General features: G+C 59.5%; 20 protein-coding genes and 3 tRNA genes. 4 read left to right on the top strand and 19 right to left on the bottom strand.

Features of this window, described 5'->3' with window-relative positions:
- Nucleotides 1-457: 457 nt before the first annotated feature.
- The 13 genes from HY696_03860 to HY696_03800 form a co-directional block, all read right to left on the bottom strand.
- Nucleotides 458-2638, bottom strand: coding sequence for a hypothetical protein (locus HY696_03860; GenBank protein ID MBI4237538.1), 2181 nt, complete (start codon nt 2636-2638; stop codon nt 458-460).
- A gap of 15 nt (nt 2639-2653) precedes the next feature.
- Nucleotides 2654-5044: a hypothetical protein gene (locus HY696_03855; GenBank protein ID MBI4237537.1), complete on the bottom strand. Its 2391-nt coding sequence runs from the start codon at nt 5042-5044 to the stop codon at nt 2654-2656.
- A gap of 154 nt (nt 5045-5198) precedes the next feature.
- Nucleotides 5199-5810 carry a hypothetical protein gene (locus HY696_03850; GenBank protein MBI4237536.1) on the bottom strand — a complete coding sequence of 204 codons (612 nt, stop codon included), beginning with the start codon at nt 5808-5810 and terminating at the stop codon, nt 5199-5201.
- On the bottom strand, nt 5807-6049 hold the full coding sequence (locus HY696_03845) for a hypothetical protein (GenBank protein ID MBI4237535.1): 243 nt from the start codon (nt 6047-6049) through the stop codon (nt 5807-5809). The genes HY696_03850 and HY696_03845 overlap by 4 nt, the downstream gene beginning before the upstream one ends.
- A gap of 77 nt (nt 6050-6126) precedes the next feature.
- Complete coding sequence (locus HY696_03840; GenBank protein ID MBI4237534.1) at nt 6127-6741, bottom strand: response regulator; 615 nt, start codon at nt 6739-6741, stop codon at nt 6127-6129.
- On the bottom strand, nt 6734-7903 hold the full coding sequence (locus HY696_03835) for a methionine adenosyltransferase (GenBank protein MBI4237533.1): 1170 nt from the start codon (nt 7901-7903) through the stop codon (nt 6734-6736). Before HY696_03835 ends, HY696_03840 begins: the two co-directional genes overlap by 8 nt.
- Nucleotides 7904-8016: 113 nt before the next feature.
- The gene (gene ptsP, locus HY696_03830) at nt 8017-9786 is read right to left on the bottom strand and encodes a phosphoenolpyruvate--protein phosphotransferase (protein MBI4237532.1); all 1770 of its coding nucleotides are present in this window, start codon (nt 9784-9786) and stop codon (nt 8017-8019) included.
- A complete protein-coding gene (locus tag HY696_03825; GenBank protein MBI4237531.1) occupies nt 9787-10116 on the bottom strand; it encodes an HPr family phosphocarrier protein in 330 nt (109 codons plus the stop codon). It lies immediately after the preceding gene.
- A complete protein-coding gene (locus tag HY696_03820; protein MBI4237530.1) occupies nt 10061-10480 on the bottom strand; it encodes a PTS sugar transporter subunit IIA in 420 nt (139 codons plus the stop codon). The genes HY696_03825 and HY696_03820 overlap by 56 nt, the downstream gene beginning before the upstream one ends.
- Nucleotides 10477-11445 (bottom strand): HPr(Ser) kinase/phosphatase, encoded by a 969-nt coding sequence (gene hprK, locus HY696_03815; protein MBI4237529.1) that lies wholly within the window; start codon nt 11443-11445, stop codon nt 10477-10479. Before hprK ends, HY696_03820 begins: the two co-directional genes overlap by 4 nt.
- A 43-nt stretch (nt 11446-11488) precedes the next feature.
- Nucleotides 11489-11830 (bottom strand): ribosome-associated translation inhibitor RaiA, encoded by a 342-nt coding sequence (gene raiA / locus HY696_03810; GenBank protein ID MBI4237528.1) that lies wholly within the window; start codon nt 11828-11830, stop codon nt 11489-11491.
- Nucleotides 11831-11924: 94 nt separating this feature from the next.
- A complete protein-coding gene (gene rpoN / locus HY696_03805; protein ID MBI4237527.1) occupies nt 11925-13433 on the bottom strand; it encodes an RNA polymerase factor sigma-54 in 1509 nt (502 codons plus the stop codon).
- Nucleotides 13434-13530: 97 nt separating this feature from the next.
- Nucleotides 13531-15255: a CTP synthase gene (locus HY696_03800; protein ID MBI4237526.1), complete on the bottom strand. Its 1725-nt coding sequence runs from the start codon at nt 15253-15255 to the stop codon at nt 13531-13533.
- Between the two features lie 170 nt (nt 15256-15425).
- Here HY696_03800 and HY696_03795 point away from each other — a divergent pair, with 170 nt between their 5' ends.
- From HY696_03795 to HY696_03785, 3 genes are all read left to right on the top strand, one after another.
- Nucleotides 15426-15950 carry a hypothetical protein gene (locus HY696_03795; GenBank protein ID MBI4237525.1) on the top strand — a complete coding sequence of 175 codons (525 nt, stop codon included), beginning with the start codon at nt 15426-15428 and terminating at the stop codon, nt 15948-15950.
- A gap of 42 nt (nt 15951-15992) precedes the next feature.
- Nucleotides 15993-16065, top strand: a tRNA-Ile gene (locus HY696_03790).
- Nucleotides 16066-16208: 143 nt separating this feature from the next.
- Nucleotides 16209-16535 carry a hypothetical protein gene (locus tag HY696_03785; protein ID MBI4237524.1) on the top strand — a complete coding sequence of 109 codons (327 nt, stop codon included), beginning with the start codon at nt 16209-16211 and terminating at the stop codon, nt 16533-16535.
- Nucleotides 16536-16559: 24 nt separating this feature from the next.
- On the opposite strand, the gene HY696_03780 is transcribed toward HY696_03785, so the two are convergent.
- The 4 genes from HY696_03780 to HY696_03765 all read right to left on the bottom strand — a co-directional run bounded on the left by HY696_03780 (nt 16560) and on the right by HY696_03765 (nt 18063).
- A tRNA-Lys gene (locus tag HY696_03780) sits at nt 16560-16632 on the bottom strand.
- A 105-nt stretch (nt 16633-16737) separates the two neighbouring features.
- Nucleotides 16738-17169: a hypothetical protein gene (locus HY696_03775; GenBank protein ID MBI4237523.1), complete on the bottom strand. Its 432-nt coding sequence runs from the start codon at nt 17167-17169 to the stop codon at nt 16738-16740.
- 55 nt (nt 17170-17224) lie between these two features.
- Nucleotides 17225-17297, bottom strand: a tRNA-Lys gene (locus HY696_03770).
- 88 nt (nt 17298-17385) lie between these two features.
- Nucleotides 17386-18063, bottom strand: a complete 678-nt coding sequence (locus HY696_03765) for a L,D-transpeptidase family protein (protein ID MBI4237522.1) — start codon at nt 18061-18063, stop codon at nt 17386-17388.
- A gap of 56 nt (nt 18064-18119) precedes the next feature.
- Here HY696_03765 and hpt point away from each other — a divergent pair, with 56 nt between their 5' ends.
- Nucleotides 18120-18644: a hypoxanthine phosphoribosyltransferase gene (hpt, locus tag HY696_03760; GenBank protein MBI4237521.1), complete on the top strand. Its 525-nt coding sequence runs from the start codon at nt 18120-18122 to the stop codon at nt 18642-18644.
- Nucleotides 18645-19189: 545 nt separating this feature from the next.
- Here the strand turns inward: hpt and HY696_03755 are convergent.
- Both HY696_03755 and HY696_03750 read right to left on the bottom strand, forming a co-directional pair.
- Nucleotides 19190-19738, bottom strand: a complete 549-nt coding sequence (locus HY696_03755) for an NUDIX hydrolase (GenBank protein MBI4237520.1) — start codon at nt 19736-19738, stop codon at nt 19190-19192.
- 12 nt (nt 19739-19750) lie between these two features.
- Complete coding sequence (locus tag HY696_03750) at nt 19751-20881, bottom strand: MBL fold metallo-hydrolase (GenBank protein MBI4237519.1); 1131 nt, start codon at nt 20879-20881, stop codon at nt 19751-19753.
- Between the last annotated feature and the right edge of the window lie 67 nt (nt 20882-20948).

The raw sequence follows: 20948 nt of genomic DNA, 5'->3' as shown, positions 1-20948 counted from the left end.
GGGCGCCAGGGTACGCTATCGCGGCGGCATCGAGCCGCCGCGCGCTCGCCCTCGCCGTTTTCGCCTTTAGATCTCGCAAGGAGAAAACGGCGCCGAGAGCCCCTGGCGCCCCCCACCCCGCGCCCCCGGCCGTGGTGCCCCATCGACAGAGGCGCGCTCAGGGGGCGCTCGCGAGAGTTCGTTCATAGTATCAAGACTGCGACCAAGTTTCGGCGGTTACTTCATCCTAACGGGGCAGGCGCTGCGGTATTAATCGCCGCACGATGGATATTTGTCCAAATTGTGCAAGGGGACCCGAGCGGAGAGCGAGGGGGGAGCCTGCGGGCGAGTCTGAGCGAGGGAGCACTATGGTGTTGAAGCCCGACCGAGCGAGGTCTCAGTGAGCCGAGCGCCGTAACGCGAGGCGAACGGCCCGCAGGCTCCCCCCTCGCTCTCCACTCGGGAATTTGGCGCCGCGCTACTTCTTCCCTTGCTTGGCCTCGAGTTTCTTCTTCTGCGTCTCGAGTTCGTCGACTTGGTCTTGGAGTGCATCGATCTGTTGCTGCAATTTCGTCTTTTTCTTCTCGTCGGTCTCTTTGTCGAACGCGGCCTGTTTTTCGCCGAGCTCTTCGTTCAAATCGTCGATCTCTTTTTCCACTTCCGTCAATTGTTCCGTCAGCGGCGTGCCGGGCTGGACCGGTTCGGCCCATGCGAATGGATATGCGCCGGTCACGACCGATTCGTTCGATTGGTTGCCGGTCGCAACCGAGTTGACCGAGGCGTAAATCGTATCGTCGCCGTTGCCGCCGACGACTTCCGAAAGTCCGCCAATCGTCGGGATCGGAGCGCCGGCCACGAAGACCGTGGTGTCAGCGGAGATCCCTTTGAGGCGCACGACCACTTGATCGACCGTGTCCACGCCGCGTTTGAAGAACACGAGTTTGAAGTCGTCGCCGTCGCGCATCAGGACCGCGTCGTCAAAACCCTCCGGACGCTCGAAGTTGAGACTCTCGACCGGGTTTCCGTTCCCGACCAATACGACTTCGCCGTTCTGCACAAAACTGCCGTTGTCTTCGATCTCGAAGTCGTTCCACGCAAAGCCATCCGTCTCCGGATACGCGTCGAGTCCCCACGTGAGTGGGTGGGTCTGCGTCTTGCCGTCGTCGTCGGTGTGGACGCTGCGCATCACGTCGACGATGTCTTCCAACTCCGATTCGCTCAATGTGCTGGTGCCCAATTCGCTGACCGGAATCCCTAAGTCGTCCAAATAGGTCCGCGGCGCCATGATGATGTCGTCGCCGTCACCCGCATTGATGTTGATCGTATTGCCTTTTAACGTGATGTTGTGGAAGTCGATCATGTTGTTGCCGACATCGTTGCCGTGAAAGTTCAGTTGAATGTGATTGGCAGGGTCGAAGAATCCCTTCACCATGACGCGCAGCGTATGCGGGGCACCTTGTTGATCGAATCCGACCATCGTGATCACGAGTGACTTGCCGTTCTCGTCGACTTCCGCCGTTGCCATGCTGTAGCCCTTCGGCATTTGGACATTGAACGGGCCGGTCAGTGCGTAGCCGTCGACGACGAGCGAGCCATTTTGGTATTTCGCGGGCACATTCTGGTCCGGGATGATCAATTTGACGTCGACTTGTTCGAGCTTTTCGGTCGCGCCGGCGTTCTCATGTTCGCCGGCGGAGTCATCGGCGATGTTCAGGATCTGGTCTTGGTTGCCGCCGCCGGCGCGGATGGTGTCGGCCTCGGCGCCGCCGTCGATCAAGTCGTTGCCGTCGGTGGGTTCAAAACCCGCAGCACCGTCTTCATTGAACCCGTCGCCGAAGATCAGATCTTTTCCGCCGTTGCCGTACAGCGCGTCGTTGCCGCCGTTGCCGACGATCACGTCGTCGCCTTGCGAGCCGAGCACGCGGTCATGGCCGGCGCCGGCGAAGATGAAGAGTCCCGAGGTCTCGCCGAACGGCTTGCCCCAATTGCCGTCGCTGACGCGAATGACGTTGGAGAAATCGAGTGCGAGTGGACCTGCGTGCGTGGCGCCGTACATGTAAATCGCTTCAGGACGGACGGCCATGTTTTTGAGCACGGTGGTTTCCACATGCTTATCGGCAAACGTCACTTTGATATGGATATCTTTCCCGACCGTCTGGCCCGCGACCGCCGTGGCGCCGGCTGGCACGACGAAGGCCAGCGCATTGGAGGCGAGCGGATTTTGCGGATCGTAAACGCCGCTGTTGTCGAGCATGATCGTGCCGACATATGTGCTGCCGACTTTTTTCTTGTCCTCTGCGGCAATGACGTTCTCGATTGCGCCACTCATGTCGTTCCAACCGGGCTCGAGGCCGGCGAGATGTTCCTCGACCGCGTCGACATCAATTTGGTTGACGGCGGCTGGGTCCCATTTTCCTGTCGTGACGAAGTCCCGATAGGTTTCCAATAAGTGGCTCAACGCCTCGATCTCGGCCTCGATCTCGCGAACCCGCGCCTGGTCTTCCATCGGGAGGAGTTCGAAGTAATCTTTGGTGTTGGCGAGCGCTTGTTTATCCGCCTCGAGGCGCCGCAGCTGCTCTTCCAACCGGGCGAGTTGGTCTTGATTCGCGACCTCGCCGACCGTGCCCGCTGCTCGACTGTTGAGTCCGTTAATCAACATACGTCATCCCCCGTGTTACGCGCCAAACGTCTTTGCAACGTCCGTTTGTTTCGCGCCCAATCCGTCATTGGTGGGCGCGATCCCTTCATGCTGGGCATACGCCGCAAAAAATCCCGACATCTCTTCCTGGGCTTCGGTGTAGAGCGGGCCGTATTCCTGCCAGGCCTCAACTTCCGCCGTTGCGCTCCCTGCTTCAATTTCTTCTTCTTTCGCCTGAATCGCCTCGACGACTTTTTTCCGTTTCTCTTGATAGATCTCCAGGATGTCGTCCTTGTGCGCGCTGCTGAGCGGATTATCGTCGAGGCCGGCGCCGAGCAGGTCGAGATCGCGTTGGTTGTAGGCGTTGAAACTGCCGGAGTTGATGGCATAGAAATCGTTCGCGTGTTTTTTCGCCACGGCCTTGGGATCGGTCTTTAATTCATCCGTCGTCGGGACATCGACGTTGATCCACTTGTCGAATCCATCCGCTTTGGCCTCTTCCGGATTGCCGAGCACGGTCACGCTATTCGCGCCGGGGGTGTCCACCCGCACGTAGACGGACGGGTTGTCGGCCCACGACTCCTTCACCCATTCTTGCGTGGCGGCGTCTTGGTGGGAATTAGCCCACGTCACTTCGCCCTTGGTGCCGATGTGATTCACGTCGCCGTCGCGCCCCGTGATCTCGACGAACGTCGCGCCTTGCACATAGTGATTGCCGTGTTTCCCGAAGATCGCGTTGTAACCGCCGCCGCCGTCGATCGTGGTGGTGTATTCCGGATCTTCCGGATCCACCGTGTCGGGGGGCGGTGCCACGTCGATCGCGTCGTTGTAATTGGTGCCCTTAATGTTGCCGCGCAGGCCGACGATATAGGCACCGGTCAGGTAATCGTGGAATCCACCCTGGGTGCCGAGATAACCGCGCTGCAGGTCACTCGGGGTCCAGAGCCCGAGGCTTTGCATCGTCTTCAGCAGGGCGCGTTGTTTGGAGTCCGTGATCTGGTTCGCATCGTCATTATGTGAGTGATCGAATTCCTGCGCGGCGGCAAAATTAAACTGACCACCGGTACCGGTGGAGACGTAGTTGCTCGCAAAGTTCACCTCGACCGGTGAGGTGCGGATCTTGTTCTTGTCGTTGCCGAAGGTTCCGGACCCGCTGCTGACCGCGAGCGAGAGGGACGAGGCGGTCACGTAGTTCACGCCTTCAAAGGGCGTGTCTTGGCCCTGTCCTTTGGTCCCGTAGCCGGTGATCCGGAGTTGGAGCACCACGTTGCCGTCGGCGTCACGGAATTTCACCAGCTGATCCGTGCCGTACTCTTTCTTCCAGGTCGTGGTCCCGCTGTTATTCCAACTGAGCGGCGGTTCCGACGTGACGGAGGAAATTTCGGCAGTCGTGATTTTAATCTGTTTGTAGTGCGAGGCGTCGGTCGGCGGCGACATCAGCAACGACGTATTGGCGGCCGTTAAATGGGTTTCGCCGTTTTTCAGCGTCGATTTGACCTCGCCGTTCGCATACGTCTCCACCCAAATGGCTTCGGGAATTGGGATATCGATATGGGCGTTGTATGTATTGTCCGACCCGTCGTAACTCTTGCGCGCCCCCAAATACTCTCCTTTGGCTTGAAGGACGAGGTCCGCTCCGGTCGTGTCCTTATTTGGGAGCAGCTCGGTCGGGAATTTTAGGCCCGATTGCTGGAGATCGTATTCATATTTCGGATTCAGCACATTCGCACCCATTGGATTGCCGTCTGCGTCGAACTTGATCGGCTTCATCGTCTTCGCGTCGAGGATCGCGACCTCGGTCTCGCCTTCGAGGGTCCGCGTCCCGAGAATAAATTCGCCGTTGCCGATCTTGCCGTCGCCGTTCAGATCGGCCTCTTCAGGAGTGATCTCTTCCAGTCCGACTTTTTTCAGCAGTGCGATCTCTTGTGCATAGGTCTGTTGCGCCTTGGCGGCGACCTCGCGCGTCCCGGCGATTTCTTGGTCGATTTGGATCAGCGCCTGCTGCAGTGACTCGTATTGCGCGCGGACGGTGCGCTGTTGGGTCGGCGTCAGGGCGGCATTCTTGAGCTGGCCTTCCAGGTCGGCGGCCTGCTTGGCGTACTCGAACTTCAGTGCCTCGAATTGCGCTTCAATCTGGCCATCGGCAAAAAAGTTGAGCGTCGGGAATTTGGCCACCAGTTCTTCCACGCTGGGTACCGGATATTCGGTCGTGGGGATGGTCGTCCCTTCCAATGCGGCGCGCAGGGCTAAGAGCGGATCCGCAGCGGCGTCGATGCCGGACGCCTGGCTGGCTTCGGTCTCCATCCGCTGAAAAATATCTTGGAGGTGTTGGTCGGTGGCCGACGGAGTCTGGTCCACGGCCTTGGCCTTGCCATAGGTCGACCCAGCGGGGATGACGGTAACGCCTTTGAGTCCGGGTGTGTTCATAGGTCACTTCGCTATGGAGCAAGAACTTTGCCACGGATTGCGGTGCGGTGTTCGGCCTATCTGGCTGATAATTTATAGGGAATTTTTTAAGCGGGGCTGCGGGTCGTAGGGTGGCATGGTGCCAAGCCTGGCCTGTCTGGGGTCCTCAGTCCCGCTACGAAAGGTGAACTTCATACTGTCGTAACTCTTCCATTTCCCGCTCGCAGGCGAACAACGACTCTTGGAGCCGGCCGAGGATCGCTTGCGTCACACGCACTTGCGTCACGTTCGGGGCCTGCAGCTGGGCCTTGGCATCCTGGATGGCATTAAGTATTTCCTCGCGGCGTTCGACATAATGGCCGGCCACTTCCTTGAGGAGCCGTTGCCGTTCCGCCGGGTTGTTCAAATTGCCTTCGACGACTTCCACCAAGTCCCGGAAACGCGGGACATGGGGCGGTTCGAAGGTGACATTCGCCTTCGTTGCTTCGGCCTCGAGCCGGATCGCCGCAAAATCATTGGCGATATTGCGGATTTGCCGGTTACGGCCGCGTTGACGGGCAGCCCCTTGCAAGTCGAGTTGGGCGGTCAGTTCCGCAATGGGACTGACGGCCTCGGCCGCGGCGGATCCGGCGGCCTTGGCGCGAAACTGGGCGAGTGCTGGGTCGTGGGCGACATCGAAAGTATCTCCCTGTCGATGCACGGTGCCGGGCGATACCGCTGCGGAAGCGGATGCTGGGGGGAGATAGACGGCGGACGACTTGCCGCGAATTTTCTCGGGCGTGCTCATGGCAGTGGTCCTCCAATGACTTGATCCAGGAATGTGATGGCCTCTTGTACGGAGCCGAGCAGTTCGGTCCCAGGCGCGTCCAGCTGTCCCGTGGCTTGCAACCGTTGCAGCAGCGTCGCCTGCGCACGGAATTGCTCCAACAGGTCGCTGGAAGCGCGCGCTGCTGGAGGCGTTGGCTGCTCCGCCGAGCCGAGCCCAGGAGGCGTCGCCGGCGGCGAATGGTGGATACGTGAGACCATATCGGGCATTTCTAAGAGCAAAAGGATTGCCAACTTTCTCGTGGGTGCGCGCGTGTCGTGATCGGAGCCGGGAGACCTCAACGCGCCGTTGTATCGGGGTGCGGGGTTCCCAGATGGCGTTGGAGTTTGCGGAGTTGGTTCAGGAGCGATTGCAAGTGTTGCCGGGCGGGGGCGGTCCGACGGTCGAGCCAGCGATTGAGCGTTTGCACGAGCCCGTCGACGGTGTCATGAGCGAGGTGCGACGGTGAAGGCGTTGCTGCTGCGGTCGCTATTGGTGCCGATCGCCGAGCCGGATGGTGCAGCAGCGCGGTGACGATGTCAGGGAGTTGATCGAGCGTCTCGCGCGTCTTCAGGTGAAAATCGCTGCTGCCCTGTTTCTTGGCCTCCGTGGCTGTTTGAGGATGGGTATTGCCGGAGAGGACCAGGACCGGAGCCGTTTTGGCTGCCCGGACAAGGGTGGCGAGCGCCGTGCCGAGCGACTGATGCCCCAATTCGAGGCTGGTAATCACCAGCGCGAACGGTTCGGTCTTCAGCGCGGTTATGGCCTCCGGAATCAGTTCCACTCGGGTGATCGCGAGCCGCGGCAGTTTCTTATGCAGCCGTTCATGAATTAACTGCGCGTGGTCCGGATTGTCTTCCACTAACAGACAACGCAAATGGCGGTCCGCAGCGGATTTGCGAGGTTTAGGCATTCAAAAGTTTACGCAGTGCCTCGGCCCGGTCGGTGCGCTCCCAGGTGAATTCCGCCAGTTCGCGCCCGAAGTGCCCGTACGCCGCTGTCTTCCGATAGATGGGGCGACGCAGCTCGAGGTGTTTGATAATGGCCGCCGGCCGCAACGGGAAGATCTCGCGGACCGCTGCTTCAAGCTTGCCCGCGTCGACGCGTTCGGTCTTGAAGCCGTTGATCAACAGCGAGATGGGTTCGGAATACCCGATGACATACGCGATTTGGACCTCGCAGCGGTCGACGATCCCGGAGGCAACAACGTTCTTGGCGATATAGCGCGCCATATACGACGCCGATCGATCGACTTTTGTCGGATCCTTTCCCGAGAATGCGCCGCCCCCGTGGCTCCCCATGCCGCCGTAGGTGTCGGCGATGATCTTGCGACCGGTGAGCCCGCAGTCCGCGTGGGGCCCGCCCAAGACGAAGCGTCCCGTCGGGTTAATAAAATAGCGGGTTTTCTTATCCAAGAGTTCTGCCGGGATGATCGGTTTGACCACTTCCGCCAAGACCCCTTCTTGAATCGCCTCTTGGCTGATGTCCGGCGCGTGTTGGGTCGAGACGACGACGGTATCGATTCGGACGGGTCGATAGCCTTCGTATTGCACGGTCACTTGCGTCTTGCCATCGGGACGGAGAAACGGGAGCGTGCCTTGCTTGCGACAGCTCGCCAGCCGTTCGGCTAAGCGGTGTGCCAACGCAATCGGCAGCGGCATTAGTTCTTTGGTCTCGTTGCTCGCATAGCCGAACATCAGGCCCTGATCTCCAGCGCCCTGTTCTTTGTAGGTCCCTTCGCCTTCGTTGACGCCTTGGGCGATATCGACGGATTGCCGATCGAACGAAGTCAGGACTGCGCAGGTTTCCCAATCGAATCCCATCGAGTGATGATTGTAGCCAATTTCCTTGATCGTGTTGCGGATCAGTTCCGGGTAGTGCACCGTGGCATTGGTGGTGATTTCTCCGGCCACCAGTGCCAATCCGGTGGTGACCATGGTTTCGCAGGCGACGCGCGAGTTCTGGTCTTGCGCCAGCAGCGAGTCCAGGATGGTATCGGAAATTTGGTCGGCGACTTTGTCCGGATGTCCTTCGGTGACGGATTCCGAGGTGAAGAAATACGTGCGGTTGTTCATGGCTCGCTCCTTAGTGGTTTTCGTGTTACGCGGTGCGGACCGCTTGTGGTGTTTCTGCGTACGACCCCGAGCACACATGTGGACGGGGTTCGTAGCGTTGGCGCGGAGACGTGTCAAGCGGTTTTGGGTGCCTCGTCGCCCATCGTAAGGAGCTTGGGTTCACGGACCGTGCGAAGAATCGCCTCGACTTCGGCGACCGTGCCGGCCTGCAGCGCGCGGGCGACAGCGGCCTTTTGTTCCACGAGCGACAGCGAGCGAATCAGGTGTTTCACCGGCGGGAGTGAGACGGGCATCATACTTAACGTGGCGACTTCCAGACCGACGAGGAAGGGAACGGCCATTGGGTCGGCCGCCATTTCACCGCAAAGCGTCACCGGAATGGCATAGCGGCGGGCGGCCGTGACGATGCGGTGGATCATCCGCAGCATGGCCGGATGAATGGCGCGATAGAGATAGCTCACGTGTTCATTGCCGCGATCCGCGGCCAGAGCGTATTGGGTTAAATCATTCGTGCCGATACTCAGAAATTGCACTTGGCGCACGAAGTCGTCGATCAGCATGACGGTCGCGGGGACTTCCACCATGATGCCGAGTGGAACGCGGTCGTCGAATGGGATGCGGGCGGTCGTGAGCGCTTGTTGCACCTCGGCGATGATGGCGGTCACGGCGCGCCACTCTTCCAGATCGCTGATCATCGGCACCAAGATGCGCAGCGGTCCGTAGATGCTGGCGCGGTACAGCGCGCGCAGTTGGGTCATGAATAACGCGCGTTCACGAAGACAGAAGCGGATGCCGCGCAAGCCGAGCGCGGGGTTGGCCTCGACGGCGTATTCGGTGAACGCGGCGATCTTGTCGCCGCCGATGTCGAGGGTGCGAATCGTGACCGGGCGGGGAGCGGCTTGTTCCAACGCCAAGCGATATTGCGCCAACTGTTCCTCTTCCGACGGCGAGTCGGCTCGATTCAGAAAAAGGTATTCGCTGCGGAACAGTCCGATCGATTCGGCGCCCTGCGTGAGGGCGTGAGCAATTTCATCGGCGACCTCGATGTTGGCGGCCAGTCCGACGCGGACCCCGTCGCGGGTTTCCGCAGGGAGGTCTCGCTCCCGGCGGTAGAGGCGTTTGCCGTGCGTGGTACGTCGTTGACGTCGCTGATATTGTGCGATCTCCGTGCGGGTTGGTTGCAACAGCAAGCGCCCGCGGTCGGCATCGAGGATCGCGAGTTCTCCTTCGCGCGCCAGTGGCACGACGGCATCGAGTCCGAGAATCGCGGGGATCTCCAATGACCGCGCAATGATCGCCGTGTGCGAGGTCCTGCCGCCGCGGGCCGTGGCCAGGCCTTTAATGTGTGCGCGGTTCAACGACGCCACTTCCGCCGGCGAGAGATCGGCCGCGATTAAGATCGTGGCCGGGTAGGGGACGGTCTTGATGGTGCGATCGGCAATGCCGAGCAAATGACGGAGGATCCGGAGCCCGACTTGTTCGACATCGGCGCGGCGTTCGCGTAAGTACGCCTCCGTGGCGCCGAGCATCGCCGCGTTGATGTAATCGAGCGTCTTTTCCAACGCCCATTCCGCCCCGATGGCGCGATCGCGAATCAGGTCGATGGTGTGTTGCACCAACATTTCGTCTTGTAGCAGCAAGAGATGCATTTCCAGAATTTGACGCTGATCGCGGCTCTGAAAGCGACAGAGGCGGTCGCGAATTCGCGTCAGATCATCTTGGGCGTGGGTAACGGCTCGTTGGAAGCGCAGGATTTCTTTGGCGGTGGTTGCATGGGGAATCCAATAATGCGGAATGGTCGGTGCGAGACCGGCCAGCAAATGCACGCGCCCAATCGCAATGCCGGGCGAGGCCGCGGTTTGGGTCAAGATCTTGCGGGCCACTTACTCTTCTCCAAATTTATCGTGGATCAGTTGGGCGAGGGCCACGGCGGCAGCGGCGGCGTCGGGGCCCTCCGCGATCAACGTGATTAACGTCCCTTTCGGAGCCGCCAACATCAAGACCCCCATGATGCTCTTCCCATTGACCGCGACCGTGTCTTTCTTCACTGTAATGCTGGAGCGAAAGCGATTCGCAATCTTCACAAAGCTGGCGGCCGCACGGGCGTGTAACCCCAGTTGGTTGGTGATCTGCAGCGATTGTTCGACCCGGCCGACCTCAGTCAAGTTTGCCTTGGAGGACGTGGCTGGCGATAACGATGTTTTTTTGCCCATAGCGTTGAATAAAAGTGACGACCTCGTTGAAGTGCTGTTGCTGCATGCCGCCCAACAGCTTGATCAACATCGGCAGATTGAGGCCACTAATGACCTCGATCCGATTCGGTTTGAGAAAAGAGAGGCAGAGATTCGACGGCGTGCCGCCGAACATATCGGTCAGCAGCAGGACGCCGACATCTTGGTCAACGGCCTGGATGGCCCGGCCGATTTTTTTGCGATTTTCCTCGACCGGGGCATTGGAATCGATTTCCACACTGGTAATCTGTTGCGCATCGGGCATGATTTTGCGGACCGCGTCGACCATGGCGGTGGTCAGATTGCCGTGTCCGACGGCCACAATCCCGATCAGTTTGCTGGTCATTCCAAGATCTCCCAGACGGAGCTATGCGGTTCTCGCTGCGAGATCAGCTGACGATGGAGCTGCTCTTGAAATTCCCGCGCCGAGTGGTGGCCGCCGACTTTCAACAGCTGATTCCGTGCCGCGACTTCGATAATCGTCGTGATATTGCGTCCGGGGCGCACCGGGATCTGGATATAGGGGAGGTGGACGTCGAGCAAGGTATATTTCCGCTCCTCCGTGCCGAGCCGGTCGTACTCGGCGCGCGGATCCCATTCTTGCAATTCGACGACGACCTCGACGACTTTGCGGTCGCGGATGGCGGCGATGCCGAAGAGGTCTTTAATATTAATGATGCCGAGGCCGCGGATTTCCATGTGGTACTTAATGATCTCCGAACCCATTCCGAAGAGCGTGGCCGGTGGGCGCTTCTTGATATTCACAATGTCGTCGGCGACCAGCCGGTGGCCGCGGAGGATCAGGTCCAGCGCGACTTCGCTCTTACCGATTCCGCTCTTGCCGATCACTAACATCCCGACTCCGAAGACATCCATCAGGACGCCGTGAATGCAGGTGGAGGCCGTGAGATGATCTTCCAAGAACCGCGTAACACGATTAATGAACGTCGATGTGAGCAAGTGGGTCTGAAAGAGCGGGATATCGTGCGTATCGCAAAGTTCCTTGAGCGGGACCGGGGTGGCGGCCCCACAGGTAATCACGAAACAGGTGACGTCGACGTGACAGATCGCGGTCAAGACCTGTTGCCGCGGCTCGGCGTCGAGGGAGCTGAGATATGTGAGTTCCGATTCGCCCAATACCTGGATGCGGCCCGCATGCACGCCTGACGTGTCGCCGGTCAGCGCGAGTCCCGGTTTTTGAATGCGTGGAATGGTGATTTTTTTGCTCAGACCCCGCTCGCCCGCCAGGAGTTTGAGATGCATCTGGTGGTCGCGGTCTTTTGCGAGCTGGATAACGGGAATCGCGAGCATGAGGGCCGCTTCTAGCTGAGGTCGCGCTGCGTTGCAATCAGTTCTACTCGGATGATTCTTCCGGTGTGAGACTCAATTCGGGAATGGAGGGTCGCCCTTTGCGATTGGTTTTGCGATCCTTGCGCCGTTGCAGTTGGTGCTCCACCTTGCGGACGGCTTGGTCAATGGACGCGTACATATCGGGCGTGGTGGCGTGACCGACGAGCTGTTCGCCGCCGTCCGTAATCGTGAGCTCCGCCCGATGGTCCAGATGTTCGACCGCTAAGATGAAATGAATGGTCGCTGGGCGTTGCCAATATTTTTCCAACCGATCGATTTTTTCAGCGGCATGGGCGCGGAGTGCGTCGGTGGCCGCAATGTTCCGAAATGTAAATGTCGGTTCCATATCCGCTCCTTATAACGGCAGTGTCTAAGTGCTTGAGTGCGTAAGTGCTTAAGTCAAGCCGAGCGGGGTGTCAATCCGACTTACGCACGGTGAATCATTCCATCCGTCGTCGTTGCGCAGACGGAGAGATGCCGAGGGCCTCCCGGTATTTTGCCACGGTTCGGCGCGCCAGCAGAATCCGTTCCTGCGCCAATTGTTGGGCGATGAGTTGGTCGCTCAATGGATGGAGCGGGTTTTCACCGTGGATCATTTGTTGGATCTTCTGCTTCACGGTTTCGGAGGCGACGTCGTTGCCCTCACTCTTGTGGATCGCGTTATTAAAGAAAAACTTCAGTTCGAAGATGCCGCGCGGCGTATGCACGTATTTATTGGTGGTGACGCGGCTGACCGTGGATTCATGGACGCCGACGTCTTCGGCGACATCGCGCAAGATCATCGGGCGCATATATTCGATGCCCCGGTCGAAGAATTCATGTTGGAACTTCACAATGCTTTTGGTCACTTTGTACAGCGTCTGTTGGCGTTGGTGGATACTCTTAATCAGCCACATCGCTGCGCGCAGCTTCGACTGCATGTATTCTTTGGTTTGATTCGCGACCGCACTGCCGTCCATCAACGTGCGTCGATAAAAACGACTGACTTGGAGTTTCGGCAGGCCATCTTCGTTCAGCATGATGACGTAGTCTTCCCCGACCTTATACACATAGACATCGGGAATGATGTATTGGGCCTGGTCGCTGAAGTACGGACGGCCCGGTTTCGGTTCCATATTGTGGATGACATGGGCGAGGGTCCGCGCGTGTTCCGGGGTGATGCCGAGTTTCTTCGCGATCATCGAGTAGTGATGCCGTTCCAATTCGGGCAAGTGCGCGTCGATGACCTTCAACAAGAGCGGGACATCTTCGCCGCCGAGTTGGCGGGCTTGAAGGGTCAAACATTCTTTCAGATCGCGCGCGCCGACACCGGCGGGGTCGAAGCGGTGGACCTTCTGGAGACAGGCCTCGACGGCATCGGGGCCGATTCCGAGCTTGGCCGCCAGCTCATCGAGCGTGGATGCGAGATAGCCGTCGTCGTTGATGTTGCCGATAATTTCTTCGGCGATTGCGTGTTCGGCGGTTGTGAAGCTATTCGACAGTTGTAATTGCCACAGCAGATGCTCTTGGAGTGATTCGGTGGTGTGTACGGTGTTCTCGAATGTTTGGCTTGCCTCTGGTGGCGCGGAGGCCTCGCCGGCGGGGTATGGATCGTTGTAGTTGCCGAGATAGTTTTCCCAATCAAAGTTGGGGGGCTCGACCAACTCGCCATCCTGTTTGCCGACTTCGGCAACTTGTTCCTCGCGCGTGGCCTCGGTGCTCTGACTGGCGTCGTTCTCGGGTGGGGTGTCGGTCGGATCGGTCCGTTCCTCGCCATCGCCTTCGGGAGCGGCCTCTTCAGGGGCCTCTTGCTCACTATCTTCGAGCAACGGATTTTCCGTCAGTTCCGTTTGGACCAAGGCCTCGAGTTCCATCCGGGAGAGTTGGAGGAGTTTAATAGCTTGCTGGAGTTGGGGGGTGATGACGAGTTGTTGCGCGAGACGTAATTGCTGTTTGATCTCCAAGGCCATACTGCGGATATGATAAGAAAGGGTTTGACGGCCGTCAAGCCGTCTTGGCGCGAAAATTGCGGATTAATACCTTGACATTATAGGGGTCAATTTTCCCTCAACGCCGGCGGCGCGTGGGGCGCTTGGGGAGCGGGGTGGCGGAGGTGATGAGCGGGGTGTCAACAGGTTCTGCGGCACCGGTTTTCTGCCCGGCCCAGACGCGCCGGCGCGCCGCGGCCCGACCGGCCTCGATGAATTGCGCAAACAGCGGGTGGGGAGTCATCGGGCGCGATTTGAATTCGGGATGGAATTGGCAACCCAGAAACCAGGGATGATTGTGGAGTTCGACCATTTCGACCAACTGGGCGCGGCTGAATATTCCCGTCACCCGCATGCCGTGGGTCGCCAACGTGTCGAGGTAGGCGTTATTGACTTCATAACGATGGCGGTGGCGTTCCGAGATTTCCGCCTCGCCATAGGCCGCAGCGGCCTTGGACCCCCGCGTCAGTGTGCACGGATACGCGCCTAAACGCATCGTGCCGCCGAGATTAGTGATCGCCTTTTGCTCTTCCATCAGGTCGATGACCGGGTGCGGGGTCTTGGCGTCGAATTCTCGACTATCGGCGTCCGCTAAATTGCAGACGTGTCGCGCAAATTCGATCACCGCGAGTTGCATCCCCAGGCAGATGCCGAAAAACGGCATGTTCCGTTCCCGCGCAAATTGGATCGCGCGGATTTTCCCTTCGATGCCGCGATCGCCAAATCCTCCCGGGACTAAGATGGCGTCGACATCGCGGAGGAACGGTTCGACATCGGTCACATCTTCCAGGCGCTCGGAATCGATGAACTGGAGTCGCACGCGCACGTCGTTCGCGATGCCGCCATGGATCAGGGCCTCGTTGAGACTTTTGTAGGAATCGGTGAAGCTGACATATTTGCCGACGACGCCGACACGCACTTCTTCGGTCGCAGCGGCGGCGCGCTCGCCGAGTTGGCGCCATTCCGACAGATCCGGTTGGCGACTCCAGATGTTGAGTTCCTCGACGATCTTTTCATCCAGGCCCTCTTCGTTGAGGCGGAGCGGGACTTCGTAAATGCTGGCGACGTCGCGGGCCGCAAACACGGCGTTCGCCTCGACGTTACAAAACAGCGCAATCTTTTGGCGGACGTCTTTTGAGAGATCGCGATCGCAGCGACAGAGCAGGATGTCGGGTTGGATCCCGATCTCGCGCAGTTTCTGCACGCTGTGTTGCGTCGGTTTGGTTTTGAGCTCGCCTGCCGCAGCGATGTGCGGGACGAGCGTGAGGTGGATGTACAATACGTTTTGCCCGCCGACGTCCGATTTGAATTGCCGGATCGCCTCGCAAAACGGCAGGCTTTCGATGTCGCCGACTGTGCCACCAACTTCGACCAATGCGATGTCGGTGTCTTGCGCCGCTTGCAAGACGCACGCTTTGATTTCGTCCGTGATATGTGGGATGACCTGCACGGTGCGTCCCAGATATGCCCCGCGGCGTTCTTTTTCGATGACCGAATGATAAATCTTGCCGGTGGTGAAATTGTTGAGCTTGGTCAAGCGCGCGTGGGTGAAACGTTCGTAATGGCCTAAGTCGAGATCCGTTTCGGCGCCGTCGTCGGTGACAAAGACTTCGCCGTGTTGCAGCGGATTCATCGTGCCGGGGTCGACATTGATATACGGATCAAGCTTTTGAATGGTGACCTTCAGCCCGCGACTTTCCAGCAGTGCCCCGATCGAGGCGCAAGCCAGACCCTTGCCGAGAGAAGAGACAACCCCGCCGGTGACAAATATGAACTTGGTTCGCGTTTGGACCGGACGTGCCATGCTGGAGGATGCTGGTAGCGAAAAGCGGAGAGGGAGTCAAGGAGCCGGATGTAAGAAGGTGCCGAGGTGCCGAGTCACCGGCAGTGGCTGCTAGTCGGTCAGTAACTCCGCGAAAGATACCGACATCCGTGGCCGCGCGGTTGGCATAGGCGTTGCTGATATAGGCGGCTATGCGGAATCGATGGCTCGGCTTCCTGGTGATGTGCGGCGTGGCCGTTGGCTTGTGGCCGGGTGCGGCAGCGGCACTGAGTTTGATGCCGCCGTTAGCGGCGGAACAGGCCCCGGCCAACCTGATCGATTGCCACCGCGTGGGGCAAATCTACGATGTCGAGACCGGCAAGTGTCAATTTGCGACGTCGCCCGGGGCGGTTGATCTGATGGGACCGCTGTTGGGCGTGAATGGCACGTTAGTCGATCCAGACACGATTGAAGACAGCATGACTGGCGAGGCGGCAACCGCGACGACGTACGGCGGCCAGGACGACGAGAAGAAGAGTAAGAAGAAAAAGACGAAGGCGGAAGAGGACCCCGCGTGTAACAATGGTGTCTATGCGGACGGCTGCGAAAATGGGACGCGGCGTCTTTGTAGTTTCATTCCCGACCTCCCGACGCCGACCGGCGAATGGCCGCAGTTTGTACTCGGGATCATATTGCTTGCCCTCGTCGCAACGTTCCGTCGTCGACTTCCCCACTAGCCCCTTGACCTTCTCCACGATTTCGAGTTTCTACGCTCAGCCGGGCCCGTAGCTCAATGGTTAGAGCCACCGGCTCATAACCGGATGGTTGGAGGTTCAAGTCCTCCCGGGCCCACAACGATTTTCCGCGAGGAAAATCGTCCTCTATTTTCCATTTTCCATTCTTCGATTTTCTGTAGTTACGTGCCGTTGATGGGGGCGGAAAATCGAGAAAAATAGTATGTGGAAAATAGAAAATAGAGGTTGTAAGGATTCCCTATGGACCAACTCAAGAAGGCGCTGCAGAAGGCCGGGTTTACGACGTCGGATCAGCTGAAGACGAAGGAACGCCCGCGCAAGGCGATCAAGCTGGATGACGAACGGAAAGGCCACGAGATTCGCAATCAGTGCGATCTGTGCGACAAGTTTGCGTCCAATATCGAACACTATGAACACCGAGTTGGCGTCCTCAATGGCAAGAAGTGGCTGTGTCTGAAATGTGCCGACGAACATCGAATCAATGATGAGACGCGCACGACTCACCAAAGCCCGTTGGCGCGGAGTGGATTGTTTCTGCGGGAATATGGGCGCACGCGGAAGTTCTGAAATGGCATGGCAAAAGACCCTCGGTGAGGCGCCCGGGGCTCGAACCCGGGACCCACGCCTTAAAAGGGCGATGCTCTACCAGCTGAGCTAGCGCCTCGCCGAAGGTCCTGTGCCTGATGCTGATCGCACGAATTTAACGCCGCCGCGCTCTAACAAGCAGTGCCGGACGTGTCAACCAGGGGCTTGCTTCGTTCCCATCTGATTACCGCGGCGAGATCTTGAAACTCCCGAACGCGAAGCCGAGATCCCATCCCTTCCCTTTGCCGGAGAGGGTCAGCGAGACGTCGCCGTTCCACATCGCGTGCGCACCGGCCGACTTGGCCGCGCCGGCGTGGGCCTCGGACGAGGCGTAACTGCCATACAGTGCGGTGATTGCCTCGACGCGGGAGAACGTGCCGTGCCCGTCTTCGATATTGGACTTGCCGAAACTGACGCCGCCGCCATGGGCCCGAATTTTCACGTTCGCGCGCTGTCCGTTGTCGCACGTGATGGCTCCGGTCCCTTTGCCGGACTTGTACAGCACGGACCAAGAATGCAGGTCGAATTGCAAACGACATTGCGTGGACTTGGCCCACGTAGGGCCGGCCCACGTCATGCCAGCAACGAGTAATATGGCGAATGGCACGCGGTGCATGGAAACTCCTTTCAAATGACAACGCCCAGCTCTTTCGAGCCAGGCGTTGTGCAGGTGGGTCGTGCAGGGATCGAACCTGCGACCCGCTGATTAAGAGTCAGCTGCTCTACCAGCTGAGCTAACGACCCGATTTCACACTGGGCGCCTTCTATCCATCTGAGGCTTGGATGCAACATTTTTTTCTCGAAACGCCGTACCTGATCGTTAAACCCTACTTTACTGCCAGCCGCGTATCGCCGCCGTGAGTTGATCGTACAGGGCCGTGACCCAAGCGGGCGAGTGGGGCGGAGGTCGGAGCGGGGCGCGGCGCGGATCGGTCGGAGTGATGATGACCTCTACATGGCTGAGGCCGGTGCGGTGCACGAGCGTGAAAAGTTCTTCGATCGCTGAGTCGCCGATGGCGAGACAGCCGATCGATGCGGCGCCGCCGTGGATGAAAATGTCGCTGCCCGGATGCGTCCGGCCTTCACGCTGCGCCTGCAAGCGGTCGAAGGCGTTGGGGTAGTTGAGTTGCATCGAGAGGTGAAACGCACTGTTCGGATTCAGTGCGACGATGCGGTACAGTCCTTCCGGGACTTGCGCGTCGCCCTCGCGCAGCTTCGGCCCGAGCGTGCCGCTGGCGGCCAAGATTGGGTAGCGTTTGATCAAGCGCCAATGTTGCCCCGCGCCGGCCCACACTTCGAGTGCCTTTTCCGCCTTGATGGTCAGGAAGCGCAATTGTCGGGGCGGGTAGGGGATGTCTGTCGCTTGGAAATGCGGAGTCAGTCTGGCCTCGGCCGCTGGGCCATAGCGAGTGATAGCTGTGGCGAGTGTCGCGGCCGACACAGTGCGACAGCTCAAGAGCAGCAGGCCGACAAGAAACAACGAAGCGTTGTAGGAACGAATCCGTTTCATCACGCAAATTCTCGCTTGCTATACCCGGCATGATCTTTTACGCAAGCTACATGACGATGAAACGCCCATCCCATGACATCCAGCCCCTCATCCCCGCAGATCAGCTGGCCGCGCGGATTAAAACGCTGGCCCGAGAAATCGAAGACGATTACGCCGGAGGGGAATTCGTCGTGATCGGGGTCCTGAAGGGGGCCTTTATTTTTATGGCCGACTTAGTGCGTGCCTTCCGCAAGCCCGTCCGATGCGACTTCCTCCGCGTGTCCAGTTATGACCATGACCGCTCCACCGGCGTAGTGCGCTTGGATCTGGATCTTACGCAGCCGATCGCCGACCAAGACGTGTTGCTCGTAGAAGACATCGTCGATACCGGGCGGACGTTGCGCTACTTGTTGAAACATTTGCAAGCGAAACGCCCCAGTCGGTTGCGCGTGGCAAGCTTGCTGTACAAGGAATTGTATCCAGAAGTGCGCGGCCTGATCGATTACTGCGGGTTTACCATTCCCAATAAATACGTGTTGGGCTACGGCCTCGATTCGGAGGGTCTCTACCGTTCGCTCCCGTTCGTTGGTTATCGGGAATAACGCGCTAAGGCGTGTTTGCAAAATCGCTTTTCGTGTCCATTTTCCGGGCGGGGCGCGAGGGGGGCCTGCGGGCCGTTCGCCTCGCGTTACGGCGCTCGGCTCACTCAGCAAGCTCGGTGCGCGGCTTTCATCCGTGCATCGTGTTTGCCGACGTCCACAGGACGTCGTTTGCCACGACGCACCCTCGCTCGGTCGAGCTTCAACACCATAGCGCTCCCTCGCTCAGACTCGCCCGCAGGCCCCCCTCGCGCCCCGCCCGGGACCGCGTTTCAATCTGGATGTTTGGCATAGCGCGTGTGTGAACATTTGATGAACAATTACGGAGACGGCCTGTGCTCTCGCCGGGCGGAGGCGCCAGGGGTCTCCAGGGGCTCCCGGAGTCGTTTTCTCCTTGCGTTATCTAATGACGAAAACGGCGAGGGCGAGCGCGCGGCCGCTCGATGCGGCCGCGATAGCGTACCCTGGGGACCCCTGGCGTCTCCGCCCGGCCCTCGGAACGAGCACTGACTACTGGAATGTGGAATGCGCCCCAGGCCCCGCACTCCTTAATCAATATTGCAAACATGTCCTAGCCAATACAATCCCGCAGCGAGTTTGACGTCGATGAGTTTGCCGGTGGCGGCTTGTGTCGCAAGCCAGTTATCGATTGTGGCGAGCGGGACGCGATGGACTGTGATCCCTTCGCCCGGTTCTCCACCGCCGGCATGGATTTGGGTCAAGTCGAGCGCAACAAATATTTCGATCTGTTCGGAGGACAATCCGGCGGAGACCGGGCCTTGGAAGACCGGCTCCAGTCGTGCCGCGTGATATCCGGTTTCTTCCAGCAGTTCGCGTTGCGCGCAAACAGCGGAAGCTTCCTGCCGATGTGATTCCAGATCGCCGACTAAGCCGGCCGGCCATTCGATCACCGATGCGTGGAGCGGGACGCGATATTGCTCGACCAGTATCACTTCGTTCGCTGCGGTGAGCGGGAGGATCATCACGGCGCCGCGGCAGGTGTGGCGTTCGACATATTCCCAATGCCCTTCGCGACAGAGCCGCAAGTACTGGCCGCTGTGCAGCGTGCGGGCTGTCGGATTTTTTTGCTCGTCCATGGCGGTTCAAACTTACCCTGTTGGATCCGCCGCGCTTTGACACAAAATCGGACGCGGGGAAACAGCATTTTGCGTCGTGTCGAATGCTGGCAATTCACTGCCGAAAAAGAAGTGGTATCGCCCGTCGGTGCGAATCACGACCGGTCCGTTGATGGTCGTGCGGGTGTCGACGCCCGCCGTGGCGAGGCGGTCGAGCACCTCGCGGTGGGGGTGGCCAAAGTCGTTGGAGGCGCCGACGGAAATGATCGCGTATTCGGGATGCGTTGCGGCGAGCAGCGCGGCGCTGGTGGCGGTGCGGCTGCCGTGATGGCTGACGTGCAGTACATCGATGTCTCCGGCCAACGTACTAAGGTGCGATTCCAAGTCGATGGTTTGATAGGGTGGGACGCCGCCGCCGCCGGGGAGGTCGCCGAGTGTCAAATAGCGAAAGTCGCGGTAGGTGACGAGCAGGGCCAGGCTGTGGGCGTTTTCATCGTCCGGATGGAGTGACACGACGGTGCCATCGGCGAAGTGGCCGTTGGCGGCGAGGACGGTGATGTGTACGGCGCCGAAGCGGACCGTGTCGCCGGCGCTGGCAGTGCGGGCGCAATGCGGTCGCGTCTGGAGGTAGCTGCGGAGTAACGGGAGCGGGTCGGGTGGTGGACCGCCGCGGTCCCAGCAGCCGCGTGGCGGGTCGAGGTCGTCGGGCGTGTCGGGTACGGCGTCGGGTCCGAGCAGCAGTTCCGTGAGCCCGCCGATATGGTCCAAGTCGAAGTGTGTGGCCAGGCTCATCGTGGGTGTTTCGCGTCCCAGCTGTTGGAGCGCGGGGCGAAGCGCGGTGGCGGCGGATCCGGGGGGACCGCCATCGATCAAGATGGTTGAGCCGTCCGGGGTTTCAATGAGGGTCGCGTCGCCTTGGCCGACGGGGAGGGCGGTAATCTTGAGCATCGGTTCGGGGTTCGGCCGGTCGGGCGTGCCGCAAAATCCGCGCAGTGGCGCGGTCGCGGCCTCGGCCTCAGGCAGCACGTCCATGGCAGGTCCGCAGGTCGCGAGAAAAAAGCAGCTGCTGAGGATCAGACGACGCATAGACGATGTGCGATGCAGAATGAGTGCCACATGCGTCGCAGACGTCTCGCGTCGTGCGGCCAGCGACGCGATCGCCATGCGCCGTTCGAAAGTCGAACACCCCTGCTCGAAAATCGAACGCCGTCAGACACTTTATTTGGAAAAA

The sequence above is a fragment of the Deltaproteobacteria bacterium genome, assembly GCA_016210045.1.
Lineage (GTDB): Bacteria > UBA10199 > UBA10199.
This window is presented reverse-complemented; position numbering and strand designations above follow the sequence as displayed.